Annotated in this window: 19 protein-coding genes and 2 pseudogenes; all 21 read left to right on the top strand. The window is 61.2% G+C overall.

The features are described 5' to 3' along the window. Nucleotides 1-9 precede the first annotated feature (9 nt). On the top strand, nt 10-4,230 hold the full coding sequence (rpoC, locus tag QM780_RS07340) for a DNA-directed RNA polymerase subunit beta' (protein WP_415069815.1): 4,221 nt from the start codon (nt 10-12) through the stop codon (nt 4,228-4,230). 534 nt (nt 4,231-4,764) lie between these two features. Continuing rightward, nucleotides 4,765-5,136: a 30S ribosomal protein S12 gene (rpsL, locus tag QM780_RS07335; RefSeq protein WP_415069814.1), complete on the top strand. Its 372-nt coding sequence runs from the start codon at nt 4,765-4,767 to the stop codon at nt 5,134-5,136. Nucleotides 5,137-5,207: 71 nt separating this feature from the next. Next, on the top strand, nt 5,208-5,678 hold the full coding sequence (rpsG, locus tag QM780_RS07330) for a 30S ribosomal protein S7 (protein ID WP_415069813.1): 471 nt from the start codon (nt 5,208-5,210) through the stop codon (nt 5,676-5,678). 29 nt (nt 5,679-5,707) lie between these two features. Further along, nucleotides 5,708-7,799: pseudogene (gene fusA, locus QM780_RS07325) on the top strand (elongation factor G). Between the two features lie 115 nt (nt 7,800-7,914). Then, nucleotides 7,915-9,123, top strand: coding sequence for an elongation factor Tu (gene tuf, locus QM780_RS07320; protein WP_415069812.1), 1,209 nt, complete (start codon nt 7,915-7,917; stop codon nt 9,121-9,123). 77 nt (nt 9,124-9,200) lie between these two features. Continuing rightward, the gene (gene rpsJ, locus QM780_RS07315; RefSeq protein WP_013215045.1) at nt 9,201-9,509 is read left to right on the top strand and encodes a 30S ribosomal protein S10; all 309 of its coding nucleotides are present in this window, start codon (nt 9,201-9,203) and stop codon (nt 9,507-9,509) included. A 61-nt stretch (nt 9,510-9,570) separates the two neighbouring features. After that, the gene (gene rplC / locus QM780_RS07310) at nt 9,571-10,272 is read left to right on the top strand and encodes a 50S ribosomal protein L3 (RefSeq protein WP_013948192.1); all 702 of its coding nucleotides are present in this window, start codon (nt 9,571-9,573) and stop codon (nt 10,270-10,272) included. Then, entirely contained in the window at nt 10,272-10,892 is a 621-nt protein-coding gene (gene rplD / locus QM780_RS07305; RefSeq protein ID WP_013948191.1) for a 50S ribosomal protein L4, read from the top strand. The genes rplC and rplD overlap by 1 nt, the downstream gene beginning before the upstream one ends. Beyond that, nucleotides 10,889-11,185, top strand: a complete 297-nt coding sequence (locus QM780_RS07300) for a 50S ribosomal protein L23 (RefSeq protein WP_415069811.1) — start codon at nt 10,889-10,891, stop codon at nt 11,183-11,185. Before rplD ends, QM780_RS07300 begins: the two co-directional genes overlap by 4 nt. 9 nt (nt 11,186-11,194) lie before the next feature. Beyond that, complete coding sequence (gene rplB, locus QM780_RS07295) at nt 11,195-12,022, top strand: 50S ribosomal protein L2 (protein ID WP_415069810.1); 828 nt, start codon at nt 11,195-11,197, stop codon at nt 12,020-12,022. Nucleotides 12,023-12,049: 27 nt separating this feature from the next. After that, a complete protein-coding gene (gene rpsS / locus QM780_RS07290) occupies nt 12,050-12,328 on the top strand; it encodes a 30S ribosomal protein S19 (protein ID WP_046846876.1) in 279 nt (92 codons plus the stop codon). A 1-nt stretch (nt 12,329) separates the two neighbouring features. Next, nucleotides 12,330-12,770 carry a 50S ribosomal protein L22 gene (rplV, locus tag QM780_RS07285; RefSeq protein WP_415069809.1) on the top strand — a complete coding sequence of 147 codons (441 nt, stop codon included), beginning with the start codon at nt 12,330-12,332 and terminating at the stop codon, nt 12,768-12,770. Nucleotide 12,771: 1 nt separating this feature from the next. Beyond that, the gene (gene rpsC / locus QM780_RS07280; RefSeq protein WP_415069808.1) at nt 12,772-13,605 is read left to right on the top strand and encodes a 30S ribosomal protein S3; all 834 of its coding nucleotides are present in this window, start codon (nt 12,772-12,774) and stop codon (nt 13,603-13,605) included. A 21-nt stretch (nt 13,606-13,626) separates the two neighbouring features. After that, nucleotides 13,627-14,037 (top strand): 50S ribosomal protein L16, encoded by a 411-nt coding sequence (gene rplP / locus QM780_RS07275; protein WP_290986403.1) that lies wholly within the window; start codon nt 13,627-13,629, stop codon nt 14,035-14,037. A gap of 15 nt (nt 14,038-14,052) precedes the next feature. Beyond that, the gene (gene rpmC, locus QM780_RS07270) at nt 14,053-14,259 is read left to right on the top strand and encodes a 50S ribosomal protein L29 (protein WP_415069807.1); all 207 of its coding nucleotides are present in this window, start codon (nt 14,053-14,055) and stop codon (nt 14,257-14,259) included. Nucleotides 14,260-14,273: 14 nt separating this feature from the next. Continuing rightward, a pseudogene (rpsQ, locus tag QM780_RS07265) lies at nt 14,274-14,505 on the top strand (30S ribosomal protein S17). A gap of 164 nt (nt 14,506-14,669) precedes the next feature. Continuing rightward, nucleotides 14,670-15,038 carry a 50S ribosomal protein L14 gene (rplN, locus tag QM780_RS07260; RefSeq protein ID WP_013948182.1) on the top strand — a complete coding sequence of 123 codons (369 nt, stop codon included), beginning with the start codon at nt 14,670-14,672 and terminating at the stop codon, nt 15,036-15,038. Beyond that, the gene (rplX, locus tag QM780_RS07255; RefSeq protein ID WP_415069806.1) at nt 15,039-15,365 is read left to right on the top strand and encodes a 50S ribosomal protein L24; all 327 of its coding nucleotides are present in this window, start codon (nt 15,039-15,041) and stop codon (nt 15,363-15,365) included. 3 nt (nt 15,366-15,368) lie between these two features. Next, nucleotides 15,369-16,055, top strand: a complete 687-nt coding sequence (gene rplE / locus QM780_RS07250; protein ID WP_415069805.1) for a 50S ribosomal protein L5 — start codon at nt 15,369-15,371, stop codon at nt 16,053-16,055. A gap of 44 nt (nt 16,056-16,099) precedes the next feature. Beyond that, on the top strand, nt 16,100-16,405 hold the full coding sequence (gene rpsN, locus QM780_RS07245) for a 30S ribosomal protein S14 (protein ID WP_415069804.1): 306 nt from the start codon (nt 16,100-16,102) through the stop codon (nt 16,403-16,405). Between the two features lie 12 nt (nt 16,406-16,417). Further along, nucleotides 16,418-16,816: a 30S ribosomal protein S8 gene (rpsH, locus tag QM780_RS07240; protein ID WP_415069803.1), complete on the top strand. Its 399-nt coding sequence runs from the start codon at nt 16,418-16,420 to the stop codon at nt 16,814-16,816. The last annotated feature ends 14 nt before the right edge of the window (nt 16,817-16,830 follow it).

Genomic DNA, 16,830 nt, shown 5'->3' with positions numbered 1-16,830 from the left:
AGACAGCCGATGAACGAAATTACCAACATCTTTAAATCGCAGGCTCCCGCTCCGGTATTTGATCAGATCCGGATCTCGATTGCCTCGCCCGACGACATTCTGTCGTGGTCTTATGGCGAGATCAAAAAGCCCGAGACGATCAACTACCGGACGTTCAAGCCCGAGCGCGACGGCCTTTTCTGCGCACGCATCTTCGGACCGATCAAGGATTACGAGTGCTTGTGCGGCAAGTACAAGCGCATGAAGTACAAGGGCCTGATCTGCGAAAAGTGCGGCGTTGAAGTGACGCTCGCAAAGGTTCGCCGTGAGCGCATGGGCCACATCGAGCTGGCTGCGCCCGTCGCGCACATCTGGTTCCTGAAGTCGCTGCCGTCGCGTATCGGCCTCTTGATGGATATGGCGCTGAAAGATCTCGAGCGCGTTCTCTATTTCGAGAACTACATCGTCATCGAGCCGGGCACGACGCCGTTCGCTGAAAAGCAGCTTCTGACCGAAGAACAGTACAACCAGGCGATCGACGAGTACGGAGCTGACACCTTCACCGCCGGCATCGGCGCCGAGGCGATCCGCGAGCTTCTGTCCGCCATGGACCTGCCGAAGATCGCTCAGGAACTCCGCCAGGAGATCGCCGAGGCGACGACGGAGCTCAAGCCGAAAAAGCTCGGCAAGCGCCTGAAGGTCATCGAAGCGTTCATGGAATCGGGCAACCGTCCCGAGTGGATGATCCTGACGCAGGTCCCGGTCATTCCGCCGGAGCTGCGTCCGCTCGTTCCGCTCGACGGCGGCCGCTTCGCGACGTCCGACCTCAACGATCTCTATCGCCGCGTCATCAACCGCAACAACCGCTTGAAGCGGCTGATGGAGCTGCGTGCGCCCGACATCATCATCCGCAACGAAAAGCGCATGCTGCAGGAAGCCGTCGACGCTCTGTTCGACAACGGCCGCCGCGGCCGCGTCATCACGGGTGCCAACAAGCGTCCGCTGAAGTCGCTCGCCGACATGCTGAAGGGCAAGCAGGGCCGCTTCCGCCAGAACCTGCTCGGCAAGCGCGTCGACTATTCCGGCCGTTCGGTCATCGTGGTCGGCCCTGAGCTGAAGCTGCATCAGTGCGGCCTGCCGAAGAAGATGGCGCTCGAGCTGTTCAAGCCGTTCATCTACGCGCGTCTGCAGACGCTCGGCCAGGCGGCGACCGTGAAGCAGGCGAAGAAGCTCGTCGAAAAGGAGAAGCCCGAGGTTTGGGACGTCCTCGACGAGGTCATTCGCGAGCATCCGGTGATGCTGAACCGTGCCCCGACGCTTCACCGCCTCGGCATTCAGGCGTTCGAGCCGCAACTGATCGAGGGTAAGGCCATCCAGCTTCATCCGTTGGTCTGCGCTGCCTTCAACGCCGACTTCGACGGCGATCAGATGGCCGTGCACGTCCCGCTGTCGCTCGAAGCCCAGCTCGAAGCGCGCGTCCTGATGATGTCGACGAACAACATTCTGCATCCCGCGAGCGGCCAGCCGATCATCGTGCCGTCGCAGGACATCGTGTTGGGTCTCTACTATCTGTCGATGATGCGCGACGGCGAACCCGGCGAAGGCATGATGTTCGGTTCGATCAACGAGGTGCTCCACGCCCTTGAATCGAAGGTCGTCACGTTGCACGCCAAGATCAAAGGCCGTTACACGGGCGTCAATGCCGAGGGCGTGGAAGTCTCCGAAGTCCACGAAACGACGCCAGGCCGCCTGCTTCTCGCTCAGCATCTGCCGAAGATGCCGGGCATGAAGTTCGCGATGGCGAACCAGCTTCTGACGAAGAAGAACATCTCCGGCTTGATCGACTTGGTCTACCGCAACTGCGGTCAGAAGGAGACGGTGATCTTCTGCGACCGCATCATGGCGCTCGGCTTCCACCATGCCTTCAAGGCCGGCATCTCGTTCGGCAAGGACGATATGCTGATCCCGGAGACGAAGGAAAAGATCGTCGAGAAGACCAACGCCGAGGTGCGCGACTTCGAGCAGCAGTATCAGGATGGTCTGATCACTCAGCTCGAGAAGTACAACAAGGTCGTCGACGCTTGGTCGCGCTGCACCGATCAGATCGCCAAGGAAATGATGGACCGTATCTCGGCCGTTCAGAAGGACGCCAAGACCGGCCGCGATCGCCCGATCAACTCGGTCTATATGATGAGCCATTCGGGTGCGCGCGGTTCGCCGGCACAGATGAAGCAGCTCGCCGGTATGCGCGGCCTCATGACGAAGCCTTCGGGCGAAATTATCGAGACGCCGATCATCTCGAACTTCAAGGAAGGTCTGTCCGTTCTCGAGTACTTCAACTCGACCCACGGCGCCCGTAAGGGTCTGGCCGACACCGCCTTGAAGACGGCGAACTCTGGCTACCTGACCCGTCGTCTCGTTGACGTTGCGCAGGACGCCATCATCTCCGAAGTCGATTGCGGCACCGACGCCGGTATCAACGTGCAGGCTGTCGTCGACGCCGGTCAGGTGATCGTGTCGCTCGCGGCCCGTTCGCTCGGCCGTACGGCTGCGGAAGACATCAAGCATCCGACCACCGGCGAGATCATCGTCGCCAACGGCGATCTCATCGAGGAAAAGCACGCCGACGCCATCACCAAGGCCGAGCTGCAGGAAGTCCGCATCCGCTCGGTGCTGACCTGCGAAACGGTCAATGGTGTCTGCGCCAAGTGCTACGGCCGCGACCTCGCTCGCGGTACGCCGGTCAACATCGGCGAGGCTGTCGGCGTCATCGCCGCGCAGTCGATCGGTGAGCCGGGCACGCAGCTGACGATGCGTACGTTCCACATTGGCGGCACGGCGAACTTGGTCGACTCGTCATTCATCGAGTCGAACTTCAACGGCACCGTGAAGCTGAAGAACCGTGCGATCGCCAAGGACTCCAAGGGCCAGAACGTCGCGACGAGCCGCATCATGTCGGTCATCATCGTCGACCAAACGGGCAAGGAGCTTGCGACCCACAAGATCAGCTACGGTTCGCGCATCTTCGTTGATGAAGGCGATACCGTTAAGCGCGGCACCAAGATCGCGCAGTGGGATCCCTACACCCGTCCGATCCTGTCGGAGGCCGATGGCGTCGTCGATTTCGAAGACCTGATCGAAGGCTCTTCGGTTCGCGAGCAGACCGACGAAATGAAGGGCACCTCGAACCGGGTCATCATCGACTGGCGCACGTCTCCGAAGGGCTCCGAGCTGAAGCCGGCGATCGTGATCAAGGACTCGAAAGGCAAGCCGATCAAGGTCGCGCGCGGCGGTGACGCTCGCTACCTCTTGTCGGTCGAGGCCGTTCTGTCCGTCGATCGCGGCACGGAAGTGAAGGCCGGCGACGTTCTTGCTCGTATTCCGACCGCGTCGGCGAAATCCGGTGACATCACCGGCGGTCTGCCGCGCGTTGCGGAACTCTTCGAAGCTCGCCGTCCGAAGGATCACGCGATCCTCGCGGACATCTCCGGCACCGTCGAGTTCGGCAAGGACTACAAGAACAAGCAGCGCATCACGATCAAGCCGGATGACGAGAGCTTGGAAGCCGTCGAATATCTGATCCCGCGTGGCAAGAGCCTCGCCGTCCAGCACGGCGATCGCGTCGAGCGCGGCGATTTCGTCTACGATGGCAACCCGGCGCCGCACGACATTCTTGCGATCAAGGGCGTCGAGGAACTCGCTAACTACCTGATCAACGAGATCCAGGACGTCTACCGGCTGCAGGGCGTGACGATCAACGACAAGCACATCGAAGTGATCGTTCGCCAGATGCTGCAGAAGGTTGAAGTCACGGACGCCGGCGAGACGGAGTTGATCAAAGGCGAGCAACTCGATCGGATCGAGTTCGAGGAAATCAACGCAGCAGCCCAGAAGGCCGGCAAGCGAGCAGCTTCCGCGAACCCGGTTCTCTTGGGCATCACCAAAGCCTCGCTGCAGACGCGGTCGTTCATCTCGGCGGCGTCCTTCCAGGAGACGACGCGCGTGCTCACCGATGCTGCCGTCAACGGCAAGTCGGATACGCTCGAAGGCCTCAAGGAGAACGTCATCGTCGGCCGTCTCATCCCGGCCGGTACCGGCGGCATGTTGCGTCAGCTCCGCAAAGTCGCGACGCAGCGTGACGACCTCATCGCCAAGGAAAAGGCGAAGACGTCGAACCTGCCGTCCCCTGACGGTGCATCCGGCCCGGCGGCACGCCGCCGCCGCCGTCCCACCGAGGAAGCGGCGGAGTAAGCCTCCGCCTCTCCATCAGGAGACAGAAATTAACAAAGCGGCCGCTTCCTTCCGGAGGCGGCCGTTCTCGTTTGCTGCGGAAAGTTACACGGGCGGAACCGCCTCTTTAAATATTTGCGCGGCCTCCCATTTAAGCGAGGCACTGACCGGAATTGGATTTATGTCGCGTTGCAAACGTCCTAAGCGTTTGGGCCGACAACAGGTCGCAGGTTCGTTTTGCCTTTCGCCGGTCAATTCGGCGAAAATAATTTCGCAAGCCTGTGGTGCGCCTGTTGACCAATATGGCGGGTGTGTATATAGCTCCGCGCACTCTCACGGGTTGGTGGTAGGCCGCTCGGCGCTTTCAGCGCCAAATTTTGCGCCTAAACGCTCCCGTCCATAAAGCAGAGCATATCGACGGGCCATGATCTGTCACCCAAGCGGGCGGCACGATCCTCTGGTTTTTTCTTGCTAGGGGCGGACTTCGCGCACCTGGCAGGTTTGCTTGGCGCTTTTCCGCTGTCGGAAAGGTGTCCCGAAGTCAGGATTGGGCGAATGCCGACGATACAACAGTTGATCCGGAAGCCCCGGGTAAAGCCAGTTTACCGCGAGAAATCGCGCCACATGGAAGCGTGCCCGCAGAAGCGCGGTGTCTGCACGCGCGTCTACACGACGACGCCGAAGAAGCCGAACTCCGCTCTGCGTAAGGTCGCCAAGATCCGGTTGACCAACGGCTACGAAGTCATCGGCTACATTCCCGGCGAAGGCCATAACCTTCAGGAGCACTCCGTCGTGCTTATCCGCGGCGGCCGCGTGAAGGACCTTCCCGGCGTCCGTTATCATATCATTCGCGGCGTCCTCGATACGCAGGGCGTTGCGGCACGCCGTCAGCGGCGTTCGAAATACGGTGCAAAACGGCCGAAGTAAGCGGCCTCTTTTGGGCCGGACGATCTGGCCCTTGAGATTTAGAGAGAATTCGAAGCGAAGGGCCAGTCAGGATGTCTCGTCGTCACGCGGCGCAAAAGCGGGAAGTGATCCCCGATCCGAAGTTCAACGACGTCGTCGTCACCAAGTTCATGAACGCGGTGATGGAAGACGGAAAAAAATCGGTTGCCGAACGCATGGTCTATGGCGCGTTCGAGAAGATGGAGCAGCGGGGCAAGGCGAACCCGATTGATCTCTTCCGTCAGGCGCTCGACAACGTCATGCCGTCGGTTGAAGTTCGCTCCCGTCGCGTCGGCGGCGCCACGTATCAGGTGCCGGTCGAAGTTCGCAACGAGCGCCGTCAGGCTCTTGCTATCCGTTGGCTCATCGCTGCCGCCCGCGCGCGCAACGAGTCGACGCTGATCGACAAGCTCTCGGGCGAGTTGCTCGACGCCGCGAACAGCCGCGGCACCGCAGTCAAAAAGCGCGAAGACACGCACAAGATGGCGGAAGCCAACCGCGCCTTCTCGCACTACCGCTGGTAGGATCTAGATAAGGATTTCGAGGCACTCACATGGCCCGGCAATACCCGATCGAGGATTATCGCAACTTCGGCATCATGGCTCACATTGATGCTGGCAAGACGACCACGACCGAGCGCGTCCTCTATTACACCGGCAAGTCCTACAAGATCGGCGAAGTCCATGACGGCGCCGCCACGATGGACTTCATGGATCAGGAAGCTGAGCGCGGCATCACGATCACGTCGGCCGCGACGACCTGTTTCTGGACCGGCCGCGACGGCAAGAAGCGCCGTCTGAACATCATTGATACTCCAGGCCACGTCGACTTCACCATCGAGGTCGAGCGTTCGCTGCGCGTGCTCGACGGCGCCGTGTGCGTGCTCGAACTCGAACCAAGGCGTCGAACCGCAGACGGAAACCGTCTGGCGCCAGGGTGACAAGTACAACGTTCCGCGCATCATCTTCTCCAACAAGATGGATAAGACTGGCGCCGACTTTTACATGTGCCTCGCCGACATCAAGGACAAGCTCGGAGCCCGTGCCGTTCCGCTGCAGCTTCCGATTGGTGCCGAGTCGAATTTCCAGGGCGTCATCGATCTCATCAAGATGAAGGCGATCACCTGGGACGGTGACGGCAAAGACGCGAAGATGGTTGAGGGCGAGATCCCCGCCGATCTCGTCGATAAGGCCAATGAATATCGCGCCGCCATGATCGAAGCTGCCGTCGAGATGGACGATGCCGCGCTCGAGGCGTTCCTTGAAGGCAACGAGCCCGACGAGGCGACGCTGCGCAAGCTCATCCGCAAGGCGACGGTAACGCGCGCCTTCTATCCGATGCTGTGTGGCTCGGCCTTCAAGAATAAGGGTGTACAGCCTCTGCTCGACGCCGTCGTTGACTTCCTGCCGTCGCCGCTCGATCGCGAAGCCTACGCCGGTATTGATCCCAAGACCGGAGGAGAGATCCTTCGCAAACCTTCCGACGCCGAACCGCTGTCGATGATCGCCTTCAAGATCATGAGCTTCGAGCACGTCGGGTCGATCACGTTCTGCCGTATCTACTCGGGCAAGCTCGAGCAGGGCATGGCGCTCGCCAACACGACGCGCGATAAGAAAGAGCGCGCTGGCCGCATGTATCTGATGCACGCCGCCGACCGCGAAGAAATCAAGGAAGCTTTCGCCGGCGACATCGTCGCTTTGCAGGGCTTGAAGGACACGCGCACGGGCGAAACGCTTTGCGATCCCTTGAAGCCGGTCATCCTCGAGAAGATGGACTTCCCGAACCCCGTCATCGAAATGAAGGTCGAGCCGAAAACGAAGGCCGATCAGGAAAAGATGGCGATCGCGCTTCACACGCTGGCTTTGGAAGATCCGTCTTTCCGCGTTTCAGTCGATCCCGAATCCGGCGAGACGATCCTCAAGGGCATGGGCGAACTTCATCTCGACATCAAAGTCGACATCCTGAAGCGTACCTATGGCGTCGAAGCCAACACGGGTGCGCCGCAGGTTGCTTATCGTGAGACGCTCGCTCGCGCGACGGACATCGACTACACGCATAAGAAGCAGACGGGCGGCACGGGCCAGTTCGCGCGTGTCAAGCTGAAGCTCGAACCGAACGAAGTCGGCAAGGGCAACGAGTTCACGACCTCGATCGTCGGTGGTTCTATTCCGAAGGAATACATCCCCGGCGTCGAAAAGGGCGTCAATTCAGTGTGGGACAGCGGGATGCTTATCGGCTTCCCGATGGTCGACATGAAGGTCAACCTTTACGACGGCGCTTTCCACGAAGTGGACTCGTCCGCGATCGCCTTCGAAATCGCGACGCGTGCGGCCATGAAGGAAGGTTGCGAGAAGGCTGGCGTCAAGCTTCTCGAACCGATCATGGACGTCGAAGTCGTATCGCCCGGCGAGTTCGTCGGCGGTGTGATCGGCGACATCAACTCACGGCGCGGGCAGATCCGCGATCAGCAGATGCGCGGCAATGCGACCGTCATCCGCGCGTTCGTTCCGCTCGCGAACATGTTCGGCTACATCAACACGCTGCGCTCGATGTCGACTGGTCGCGCGCAGTACACGATGCAGTTCGCACATTATTCGGACGTGCCGCGCAACGTGGCGGACGAGGTGAAAGCCAAGTACGCCTGATGAGAAGTTGGGCCCGGCCGGCGAGAGTATCCGCCCGCAAGGCTCGAAGAAAAGAAGCTGGAATTCCCGGATCGGAAGAACTGGGACCCGATAGTAGGACTAAGGAGAGCCAACGATGGCGAAGGCAAAATTCGAGCGGAACAAGCCGCATTGCAACGTCGGTACGATCGGACACGTCGACCACGGCAAGACAACGCTGACCGCAGCCTTGACGAAGGTTTCAGCCGATCGCGGCTGGACGGCGACCTCGATCGCCTATGACGAAGTTGCAAAGGCCTCGGAAAGCCAGGGCCGCCGCGACCCGACAAAGATTTTGACGATCGCCACCTCGCACGTCGAATACGCGACGCCGAACCGTCACTATGCGCACGTCGACTGCCCAGGCCACGCCGACTACGTCAAGAACATGATCACCGGCGCCGCTCAGATGGACGGCGCGATCCTCGTCGTGTCGGCTGTTGACGGCCCGATGCCCCAGACACGTGAGCACATCCTTCTCGCCCGCCAGGTCGGCGTGCCGAAGATCGTCGTGTTCCTGAACAAGTGCGATATCGTCGAAGACGAAGAGCTGCTTGATCTCGTCGAAATGGAAGTCCGCGAACTTCTCTCGAAGTACAACTTCCCGGGCGATGACACCCCTGTCATCCGTGGTGCTGCCGTCAAGGCGCTCAACGGTGAGAAGGGCCCGCTCGCCGACGAAGCCATCATCAAGCTCTACGAGGCGATGGACGAATACATCCCGATCCCGGAGCGTCCGAAGGATCAGCCGTTCCTGATGCCGATCGAAGACGTGTTCTCGATCTCGGGCCGCGGTACGGTCGTCACCGGCCGTATCGAGCGCGGCACCATCAAGGTCGGCGAGGAAGTCGAGATCGTCGGTCTCCGCGACACCCAGAAGTCGGTCGTTACCGGCGTCGAAATGTTCCGCAAGCTGCTCGACTCGGGCGAGGCTGGCGACAACGTCGGCTGCCTCCTGCGCGGCATCGACAAGGAAGCCGTCGAGCGTGGCCAGGTTCTTTGCAAGCCGGGTTCCGTGAAGCCGCACAAGAAGTTCGCCGCTGAGGCCTACATCCTCAACAAGGAAGAGGGTGGCCGTCACACGCCGTTCTTCACGAACTATCGTCCGCAGTTCTACTTCCGCACGACCGACGTGACGGGAACCGTCAAGCTCGCCGAAGGCACGGAAATGGTTATGCCGGGCGACAACGTCTCGGTCACGGTCGAACTCGTCCAGCCGATCGCCATGGAAGAGAAGGTCCGCTTCGCCATTCGCGAAGGCGGCCGTACCGTCGGCGCCGGCGTCGTCACCAAGATCCTCGAGTAGGCAGGTATTTCAGGGGAAGCGTCCCTAACGTCGCTTCCCCAAATCTTTTTCTGCGAGAGAAGTGAAAGCACAAAGCCATGCACGGCCAAAACATCCGCATCCGGCTCAAGGCATTCGATCATCGTATTCTCGATGCATCGACCCGCGAGATCGTGAACACGGCGAAGCGTACCGGTGCTGAAGTTCGCGGTCCCATCCCGCTGCCGACGCGCATCGAACGCTTTACGGTCAACCGTTCGCCGCACATCGACAAGAAGAGCCGCGAGCAATTCGAGATGCGGACCCACAAGCGTTTGCTCGACATCGTCGATCCGACGCCGCAGACGGTCGACGCATTGATGAAGCTCGACCTCGCTGCAGGCGTGGACGTCGAGATCAAGCTCTAAACAAGAACTTCGGGCCCTCTGGCGGTAACGCGAATGGCCCCAACGATAGGAAGGAATGCAGATGCGTTCCGGAGTGATAGCACAGAAGATCGGTATGACCCGGATCTTCACCGACGCGGGCGAACACATCCCCGTCACGGTGCTGCGTCTTGAGAACCTCCAGGTTCTCTCGCACCGCACCGAGGAGAAGAACGGTTATACCGCCATCCAGGTCGGCGGCGGCACGAGGAAACCCTCGCGTCTGACAAAGTCCGAGCGCGGCACGTTTGCGAAGGCCGAAGTCGAACCGAAGCGGAAGATCGCAGAGTTTCGTGTCAGTCCTGAGAACCTCATCGATGTTGGCGCGGAAATCACCGCCGACCACTTCGTCCCGGGCCAGTTCGTCGACGTGACGGGCACCACCCAGGGTAAGGGTTTCCAGGGCGCCATGAAGCGCTGGAACTTCGGCGGTCTGAGAGCCACCCACGGCGTCTCGGTCACGCACCGTGCCCATGGTTCGACCGGTCAGCGCCAGGATCCGGGCAAGGTCTTCAAGGGTAAGAAGATGGCCGGCCATCTGGGCGATGAGCGCGTCACGACGCAGAACCTCGTCGTCGCCAAGATCGACAAGGAACGCGGCCTAGTGATGGTTCGCGGTGCCGTCCCCGGTTCGAAGGGTGGCTGGGTTGTCGTCCGCGACGCCGTGAAGAAAGCCGCGCACGCTGATGTGCCGAAGCCCGGTGCATTCAAGGCGCGTGGCGAAGCGAAGAAGGAAGGCGCGTGATGAAAGCCGAAGTCACCAGCCTCGATGCCGGTAAGTCCGGCGATATCGAGCTTGCCGACGACATTTTCGGTCTTGAGGTCCGCAACGACCTCATCCACCGCATGGTGCGCTATCAGACGCTGAAGCGCATGGCCGGCACGCATCATGCTCAGGACCGCTCGGAAGTCGCGGTCACGGGCAAGAAGATGTACAAGCAGAAGGGCACCGGCGGTGCTCGTCACGGCGACAAGTCGGCTCCGCAGTTCCGCGGCGGCGGCAAGGCGTTCGGTCCGAAGCCCCGTTCGCACGCCATCGAGCTGCCGAAGAAGGTTCGCGCGCTGGCGCTCCGTCACGCACTCTCGTCGAAGGCGAAAGCCGGCGAGATCGTCGTGATCGACAAGGCGACGTCGGCGGAAGGCAAGACGACGGCGCTCAAGGCGCAGTTCGCCAAGCTGTCGCTCGAGAACGCTCTGATCATCGATGGTGCCGAGCTCGAAGTGAATTTCACGCGCGCTGCTCGCAACATCCCGAACATCGACGTGCTCCCGATCCAGGGCATCAATGTCTACGACATTCTGCGTCGTAAGAAGCTGGTGCTGACGCGGGCCGCAGTCGCAGCTCTTGAGGAGCGCTTCAAATGAGCAGCAAACGCTCCGCATACGATGTCATCGTCGCGCCGGTCATCACGGAAAAGGCGACGCTCGCGTCCGAAGCCAATCAGGTGATCTTCAAGGTCAAGCCTGACGCGACGAAGACCGAGATCAAGGCAGCCATCGAAGGCCTGTTCAAGGTCAAGGTGAAGGCCGTCAACACGATCGTCCGCAAGGGCAAGCAGAGGACGTTCAAGGGCATCAAGGCCGTCTTGAGCGATACGAAGAGGGCGGTCATCACGCTCGAAGATGGTCATTCCATCGACGTGACGACGGGGCTCTGAGGATAAGTCATGGCGCTTAGAACATACAACCCGACATCGCCCGGTCGCCGTCACCTCATTCAGGTCGACCGTTCGACGCTCTGGAAGGGCAAGCCCGTCAAGACGCTCGTCGAGGGCAAGACCAAGACCGGCGGTCGTAACAGCGATGGCCGCATCACGTCGCGCCACATCGGCGGCGGCGCGAAGCAGGCTTACCGCAAGATCGACTTCCGTCGTCGCAAGTTCGATGCGCCGGCCAACGTCGAGCGTCTCGAATACGATCCGAACCGCACCGCGTTCATCGCCCTCATCAAGTACGAGGACGGCACGCAGGCTTACATCCTGGCGCCGCAGCGCTTGGGTGTTGGCGACACGGTCGTCGCCGGCGCCAAGGTGGACGTCAAGCCGGGCAACGCCATGCCGCTCTCGGCCATGCCGATCGGCACGATCGTGCACAACGTCGAGATGAAGCCGGGCAAGGGCGGCCAGGTCGCTCGTTCGGCCGGTTCCTTCGTCCAGCTCGTCGGCCGTGACTCTGGTTATGCCGTTCTGAAGCTCAACTCGGGCGAAACCCGCAAGGTCAGCGCCGAGTGCATGGCGACCGTCGGTGCGGTGTCGAACCCCGACCACATGAACACCGTCGTCGGCAAGGCCGGACGCACCCGTCTGCTCGGCCGCCGTCCGACCGTTCGCTCGATTGCGATGAACCCGGTCGATCACCCCAACGGTGGTCGTACGAAGGGCGGTAAGCATTGGGCGACGCCATGGGGCAAGCCGACCAAGGGCTTCAAGACCCGCAAGAACAAGACGACCACGAAATATATCGTCCGCTCGCGCCAGAAGGCGAAGAAGAAGTAGTAGCGGCGCACTCAAGGAGATTCGACTTTGACACGTTCAGTATGGAAAGGTCCGTTCGTTGACGGCTACCTCCTCAAGAAGGCGGAGAAGTCGCGTTCGTCCGGCCGCAATGAGGTCATCAAGATCTGGAGCCGCCGCTCCACGATCCTTCCTCAGTTCGTCGGGCTGACCTTCGGCGTGCACAACGGCCAGAAGCACATCCCCGTCGCCGTGACGGAAGACATGATCGGCCACAAGTTCGGTGAATTCGCTCCGACCCGTATTTTCCACGGACACGGCGGCGACAAGAAAGCGGTGAAGAGATAAAATGGGCAAGCCAAGCCACGAGCGGCGCCTCGCCGACACCGAGGCCCAAGCGGTCGTCAAATCGCTGCGCATCTCCCCGCAGAAGCTGAACCTCGTCGCCGGTCTGATCCGCGGCAAGAAGGTCGAGCAGGCGCTCGCCGAACTCGAATTCAGCGAAAAGCGCATCGCGGGGGATGTCCGCAAGTGCGTGATGAGCGCTGTCGCCAACGCCGAGAACAACCATTCCCTCGACGTCAACGACCTGATCGTTGCCGAAGCCTACGTCGGCAAGAACCTGGTCATGAAGCGCTTCCACGCGCGCGGCCGCGGCCGCGGCGCTCCGATCCTGAAGCCCTTCTCTCAGCTCACCGTCGTCGTCCGCCAGGTCGAAGAGGAAAAGAAAGAGAAGAAAGCCGCAAAGAAGTCCGCGCCTAAGAAGGCTGCGGCCAAGGAGGCCAAGTAATATGGGTCAGAAAGTCAATCCCGTCGGCCTCCGCGTTGGCATCAACCGGACCTGGGACAGCCGCTGGTTCGCCGCTCGCGGTGAATACGGCAAGCTGCTTCACGAGGACCGCGCCATCCGCGCTCACATCATGAAGGAGCAGCGCGAGGCCGGCATCTCGAAGGTCGTCATCGAGCGTCCGCACAAGAAGTGCCGCGTCACGGTGATGACGGCGCGTCCCGGCATCCTGATCGGCAAGAAGGGCGAAAAGATCGAACGCCTGCGCGCCGATCTCGCCAAGCTGACGAGCTCGGAAGTTCACCTGAACATCCTCGAGATCCGCAAGCCGGAAATCGATGCGACCCTGATCGCCGAAGGCATCGCTCAGCAGCTCGAGCGCCGCGTCGCGTTCCGCCGCGCGATGAAGCGTGCGGTCCAGTCGGCTCTCCGTCTCGGCGCCGTCGGCATCCGTATCAACGTCGCCGGCCGCCTGGGTGGCGCTGAAATCGCACGTACCGAGTGGTATCGCGAAGGCCGCGTGCCGCTGCACACGCTCCGCGCCGACATCGACTTCGGCTACGGCGTGGCGCGCACGGCCTATGGCATCATCGGCATCAAGGTTTGGGTCTTCAAGGGCGAGATCATCGAGCACGATCCGATGGCTTCCGACAAGAAGCTCACCGAAATGCAAGAGAGCGGCGCTCCGCGTCCGCGTCGTGACGATGGCGACCGCCAGGATCGCCGTGACCGTCGTCCCGGCCGCGGCGGTCGCGGTGGCGGCGGTGGACGTGGCGGTGCAGGTGGCGGCAACGCCCCGACGGCCTCGGACGCCACTCCGTCGACGCCCGAAGCGTAAGGAATTCAGAGGCAACTCATCATGCTGCAACCGAAACGGACGAAGTTCCGCAAACAGTTCAAGGGCCGCATCCACGGCGCCGCCAAGTCGGGCACCACGCTCGCTTACGGCGAAGTGGGTCTGAAGGCCATGGAGCCCGAGCGTCTGACAGCTCGCCAGATCGAAGCCGCACGTCGCGCCATCGCTCGTCATACGAAGCGTGCCGGCCGCATGTGGCTGCGCATCTTCCCGGATGTGCCGGTGTCGAAGAAGCCCGCCGAAGTCCGCATGGGCTCCGGTAAGGGTTCGCCCGAGCTTTGGGTGGCGCGCGTCAAGCCCGGCCGCATCATCTTCGAGCTCGGCGGTTTGAACCAGCAGGTCGCGAAGGAAGCGCTGGCGCTCGGCGCCGCGAAGCTTCCGATCAAATGCCGCGTCATTACGCGAATTGAATAGGAGTTGAGAAAAGTCATGGCCGACGATTTCAAGGGCATGTCGCTCGATCAGCTCGACGACCAGCTTGTGAAGCTCAAGAAAGAGCAGTTCAACCTGCGCTTCCAGAAGGCTTCGGGTCAGCTTGAGAACACCGCGCGCATCCGGACGGTTCGCCGTGACATCGCGCGCGTCAAGACCGCAGCCGTTGCCCGGCGCGGTGGCAGCGTCAAAAAAGGCGCGTAAGGGAGAACGAGATTATGCCGAAGCGCGTGCTGCAGGGTGTCGTGGTATCCGACAAGAACGACAAGACCATCGTCGTTCAGGTCGAGCGTCGCTATACCCATCCGCTGCTGAAGAAGACCGTGCGTCGTACCAAGAAGTACCACGCGCATGATGAAATCGAATTCGTTCAAGGTAGGCGACCAGGTCGAAATCCAAGAGACCCGGCCGATTTCCAAGAACAAACGTTGGATTGCAATCGCGTCTTGAGGCATAAGCCTCAGCTCGCGCAAAGCGATCGAACGCTTTAAGAGCGCCTTTCGGGCCGTCGGAGAGTTGGGAATTGCCCCAAGACCCCGCGAGCCGGTGAGGCAAGTAGCAAAGATGGGCTTTGAGAGTATGCCTCTTGAAGCCATGAGAGAAGGAACGACGCGATGATCCAGATGGAGAGCAATCTCGACGTCGCCGACAATTCGGGCGCGCGCCGCGTTCAGTGCATCAAGGTGCTGGGCGGCTCGAAGCGCAAGTACGCGACGGTGGGTGATACCATCGTCGTCTCCGTCAAGGAGGCTATCCCGAAGGGCCGCGTCAAGAAGGGCCAGGTGATGAAAGCCGTCATCGTCCGCGTCGCGAAGGGCATTCGCCGCGCCGATGGTTCGCTGATCCGCTTCGACCGTAACGCCGCAGTGTTGGTCAACGCCAACGGCGAGCCGGTCGGCACCCGCATCTTCGGACCCGTTACGCGCGAGCTTCGCGCCAAGAACCACATGAAGATCGTTTCGCTTGCGCCGGAGGTTCTCTAAATGTCGGCTGCTAAAATCAAGAAGGGCGATAAGGTCGTCGTCCTCGCCGGCCGCGACAAAGGCAAAAGCGGTGAGGTGATCGAGATCCGCCCGAAAGAAAACCGCGCGCTCGTGCGTGGCGTCAACATGGTGCGCCGTCATCAGCGCCAGTCGGCGACGCAGGAAGGCGGCATCATTTCCAAGGAAGGCCCGATCGACCTGTCGAACATCGCGCTCGAGGATCCCAAAGACGGCAAGCCGACCCGCGTCGGCTTCAAGATCCTCGCCGACGGCAAGAAGGTCCGCGTTGCAAAGCGCTCGGGCGAGCACATCCCGGAGAAGAACTAGGCCATGGCTAAGGAAGAAAAAAAGGCTGCTAAGCCCGCCGGCGGCGCTCCCCAGGGTGGAGCTGCAAAGGGCGGCGAGAAGAAGGCGAAGGCCGCCAAGGCCGCGTCGTCCGAACCGCGCGCACCCGCTGCGCCGCGTCCGGCCGATTACAAGCCGCGCATGAAATCGCATTACGAGAAGGTTGTCCGCGACGCTCTCAAAGAGAAGTTCGGCTATGCCAACGTGATGCAGATTCCGAAGATCGAAAAAGTCGTGATCAACATGGGCGTTGGCGAAGCCGTCAACGACCGTAAGAAAGTTGACGTCGCGGCTGCTGATCTCGCGCTCATCGCCGGCCAGAAGCCGGTCGTCACGCGCGCCCGCAAGGCCATCGCGACCTACAAGTTGCGCGAAGGCATGGCGATCGGCGCCAAGGTGACGCTCCGCGGCGACCGCATGTACGAATTTCTCGACCGGTTCGTCACCATCGCGCTGCCGCGCGTGAAGGACTTCCGCGGTTTGAACCCGAAGAGCTTCGACGGCCGCGGCAACTACGCGACCGGCCTGAAAGAGCACCTCGTGTTCCCCGAGATCGACTACGACAAGGTCGACAACGTATTGGGCATGGACGTGATCGTTTGCACGTCGGCCAAGACTGATGACGAAGCCCGCGAATTGCTCAAGGGCTTCAACTTCCCGTTCCGTAGCTAGAGGACCTCGGCACAAAACGCCGAAAGGCCTTTGGAGGAGAAGAAATGGCAAAGACCAGTTCGATTGAAAAGAACAACCGCCGCCGCAAAATGGCGGCCGAGCAGGCCCCGAAGCGCAAGCGCCTGAAGCTGCTCGCCAAGGACAAGACCAAGACGCCGGAAGAGCGTTTCGCTGCGCGCTTGAAGCTCGCCGAAATGCCCCGCAACGGCTCGAAGGTTCGCGTCCGTAACCGCTGCGAAATCACCGGCCGCCCGCGCGGCAATTACCGCAAGCTCAAGATGTGCCGTAACCAGCTCCGCGAGCTGGCGAGCCAGGGCCGCATCCCGGGCATGGTCAAGTCGAGCTGGTAAGAGGAAGCATCAATGTCCGTGAATGATCCCATCGGCGATATGCTCACTCGCATCCGGAACGCTCAGATGCGTCGCCGGCCGAAGGTCGCCACTCCTGCCTCGAACCTGCGCGCGCGCGTCCTCGACGTTCTCGCCGAGGAAGGCTACATCCGCGGCTACAGCCGCGTCGAATTGAAGGGCGAGCTCCCGCAGTTCGAGATCGAGCTCAAGTATTACAATGGCCAACCGGCCATCCGCGAGATCGAGCGCATTTCGAAGCCCGGCCGCCGCGTTTATTCGCCGGTGAAAGGCATTCCGACGGTCGCCAACGGTCTTGGCGTCGCCATCCTGTCCACGCCGAAGGGCGTCATGTCGGACTCGAAGGCGCGCGAAGCCAACGTCGGCGGCGAAGTCATCTGCAACGTATTCTAAAGGCTGGGGCCTGA

Origin of the sequence: Hyphomicrobium sp., assembly GCF_047600905.1 — a bacterium.
Taxonomy (GTDB): Bacteria; Pseudomonadota; Alphaproteobacteria; order Rhizobiales; family Hyphomicrobiaceae; genus Hyphomicrobium_B.
This window is presented reverse-complemented; position numbering and strand designations above follow the sequence as displayed.

Coding starts and splice junctions, on each gene's coding strand:
- rpoC (WP_415069815.1), top strand. CDS start 10: ATGAACGAAATTACCAACATCTTTAAATCGCAGGCTCCCGCTCCGGTA.
- rpsL (WP_415069814.1), top strand. CDS start 4,765: ATGCCGACGATACAACAGTTGATCCGGAAGCCCCGGGTAAAGCCAGTT.
- rpsG (WP_415069813.1), top strand. CDS start 5,208: ATGTCTCGTCGTCACGCGGCGCAAAAGCGGGAAGTGATCCCCGATCCG.
- tuf (WP_415069812.1), top strand. CDS start 7,915: ATGGCGAAGGCAAAATTCGAGCGGAACAAGCCGCATTGCAACGTCGGT.
- rpsJ (WP_013215045.1), top strand. CDS start 9,201: ATGCACGGCCAAAACATCCGCATCCGGCTCAAGGCATTCGATCATCGT.
- rplC (WP_013948192.1), top strand. CDS start 9,571: ATGCGTTCCGGAGTGATAGCACAGAAGATCGGTATGACCCGGATCTTC.
- rplD (WP_013948191.1), top strand. CDS start 10,272: ATGAAAGCCGAAGTCACCAGCCTCGATGCCGGTAAGTCCGGCGATATC.
- QM780_RS07300 (WP_415069811.1), top strand. CDS start 10,889: ATGAGCAGCAAACGCTCCGCATACGATGTCATCGTCGCGCCGGTCATC.
- rplB (WP_415069810.1), top strand. CDS start 11,195: ATGGCGCTTAGAACATACAACCCGACATCGCCCGGTCGCCGTCACCTC.
- rplV (WP_415069809.1), top strand. CDS start 12,330: ATGGGCAAGCCAAGCCACGAGCGGCGCCTCGCCGACACCGAGGCCCAA.
- rpsC (WP_415069808.1), top strand. CDS start 12,772: ATGGGTCAGAAAGTCAATCCCGTCGGCCTCCGCGTTGGCATCAACCGG.
- rplP (WP_290986403.1), top strand. CDS start 13,627: ATGCTGCAACCGAAACGGACGAAGTTCCGCAAACAGTTCAAGGGCCGC.
- rpmC (WP_415069807.1), top strand. CDS start 14,053: ATGGCCGACGATTTCAAGGGCATGTCGCTCGATCAGCTCGACGACCAG.
- rplN (WP_013948182.1), top strand. CDS start 14,670: ATGATCCAGATGGAGAGCAATCTCGACGTCGCCGACAATTCGGGCGCG.
- rplX (WP_415069806.1), top strand. CDS start 15,039: ATGTCGGCTGCTAAAATCAAGAAGGGCGATAAGGTCGTCGTCCTCGCC.
- rplE (WP_415069805.1), top strand. CDS start 15,369: ATGGCTAAGGAAGAAAAAAAGGCTGCTAAGCCCGCCGGCGGCGCTCCC.
- rpsN (WP_415069804.1), top strand. CDS start 16,100: ATGGCAAAGACCAGTTCGATTGAAAAGAACAACCGCCGCCGCAAAATG.
- rpsH (WP_415069803.1), top strand. CDS start 16,418: ATGTCCGTGAATGATCCCATCGGCGATATGCTCACTCGCATCCGGAAC.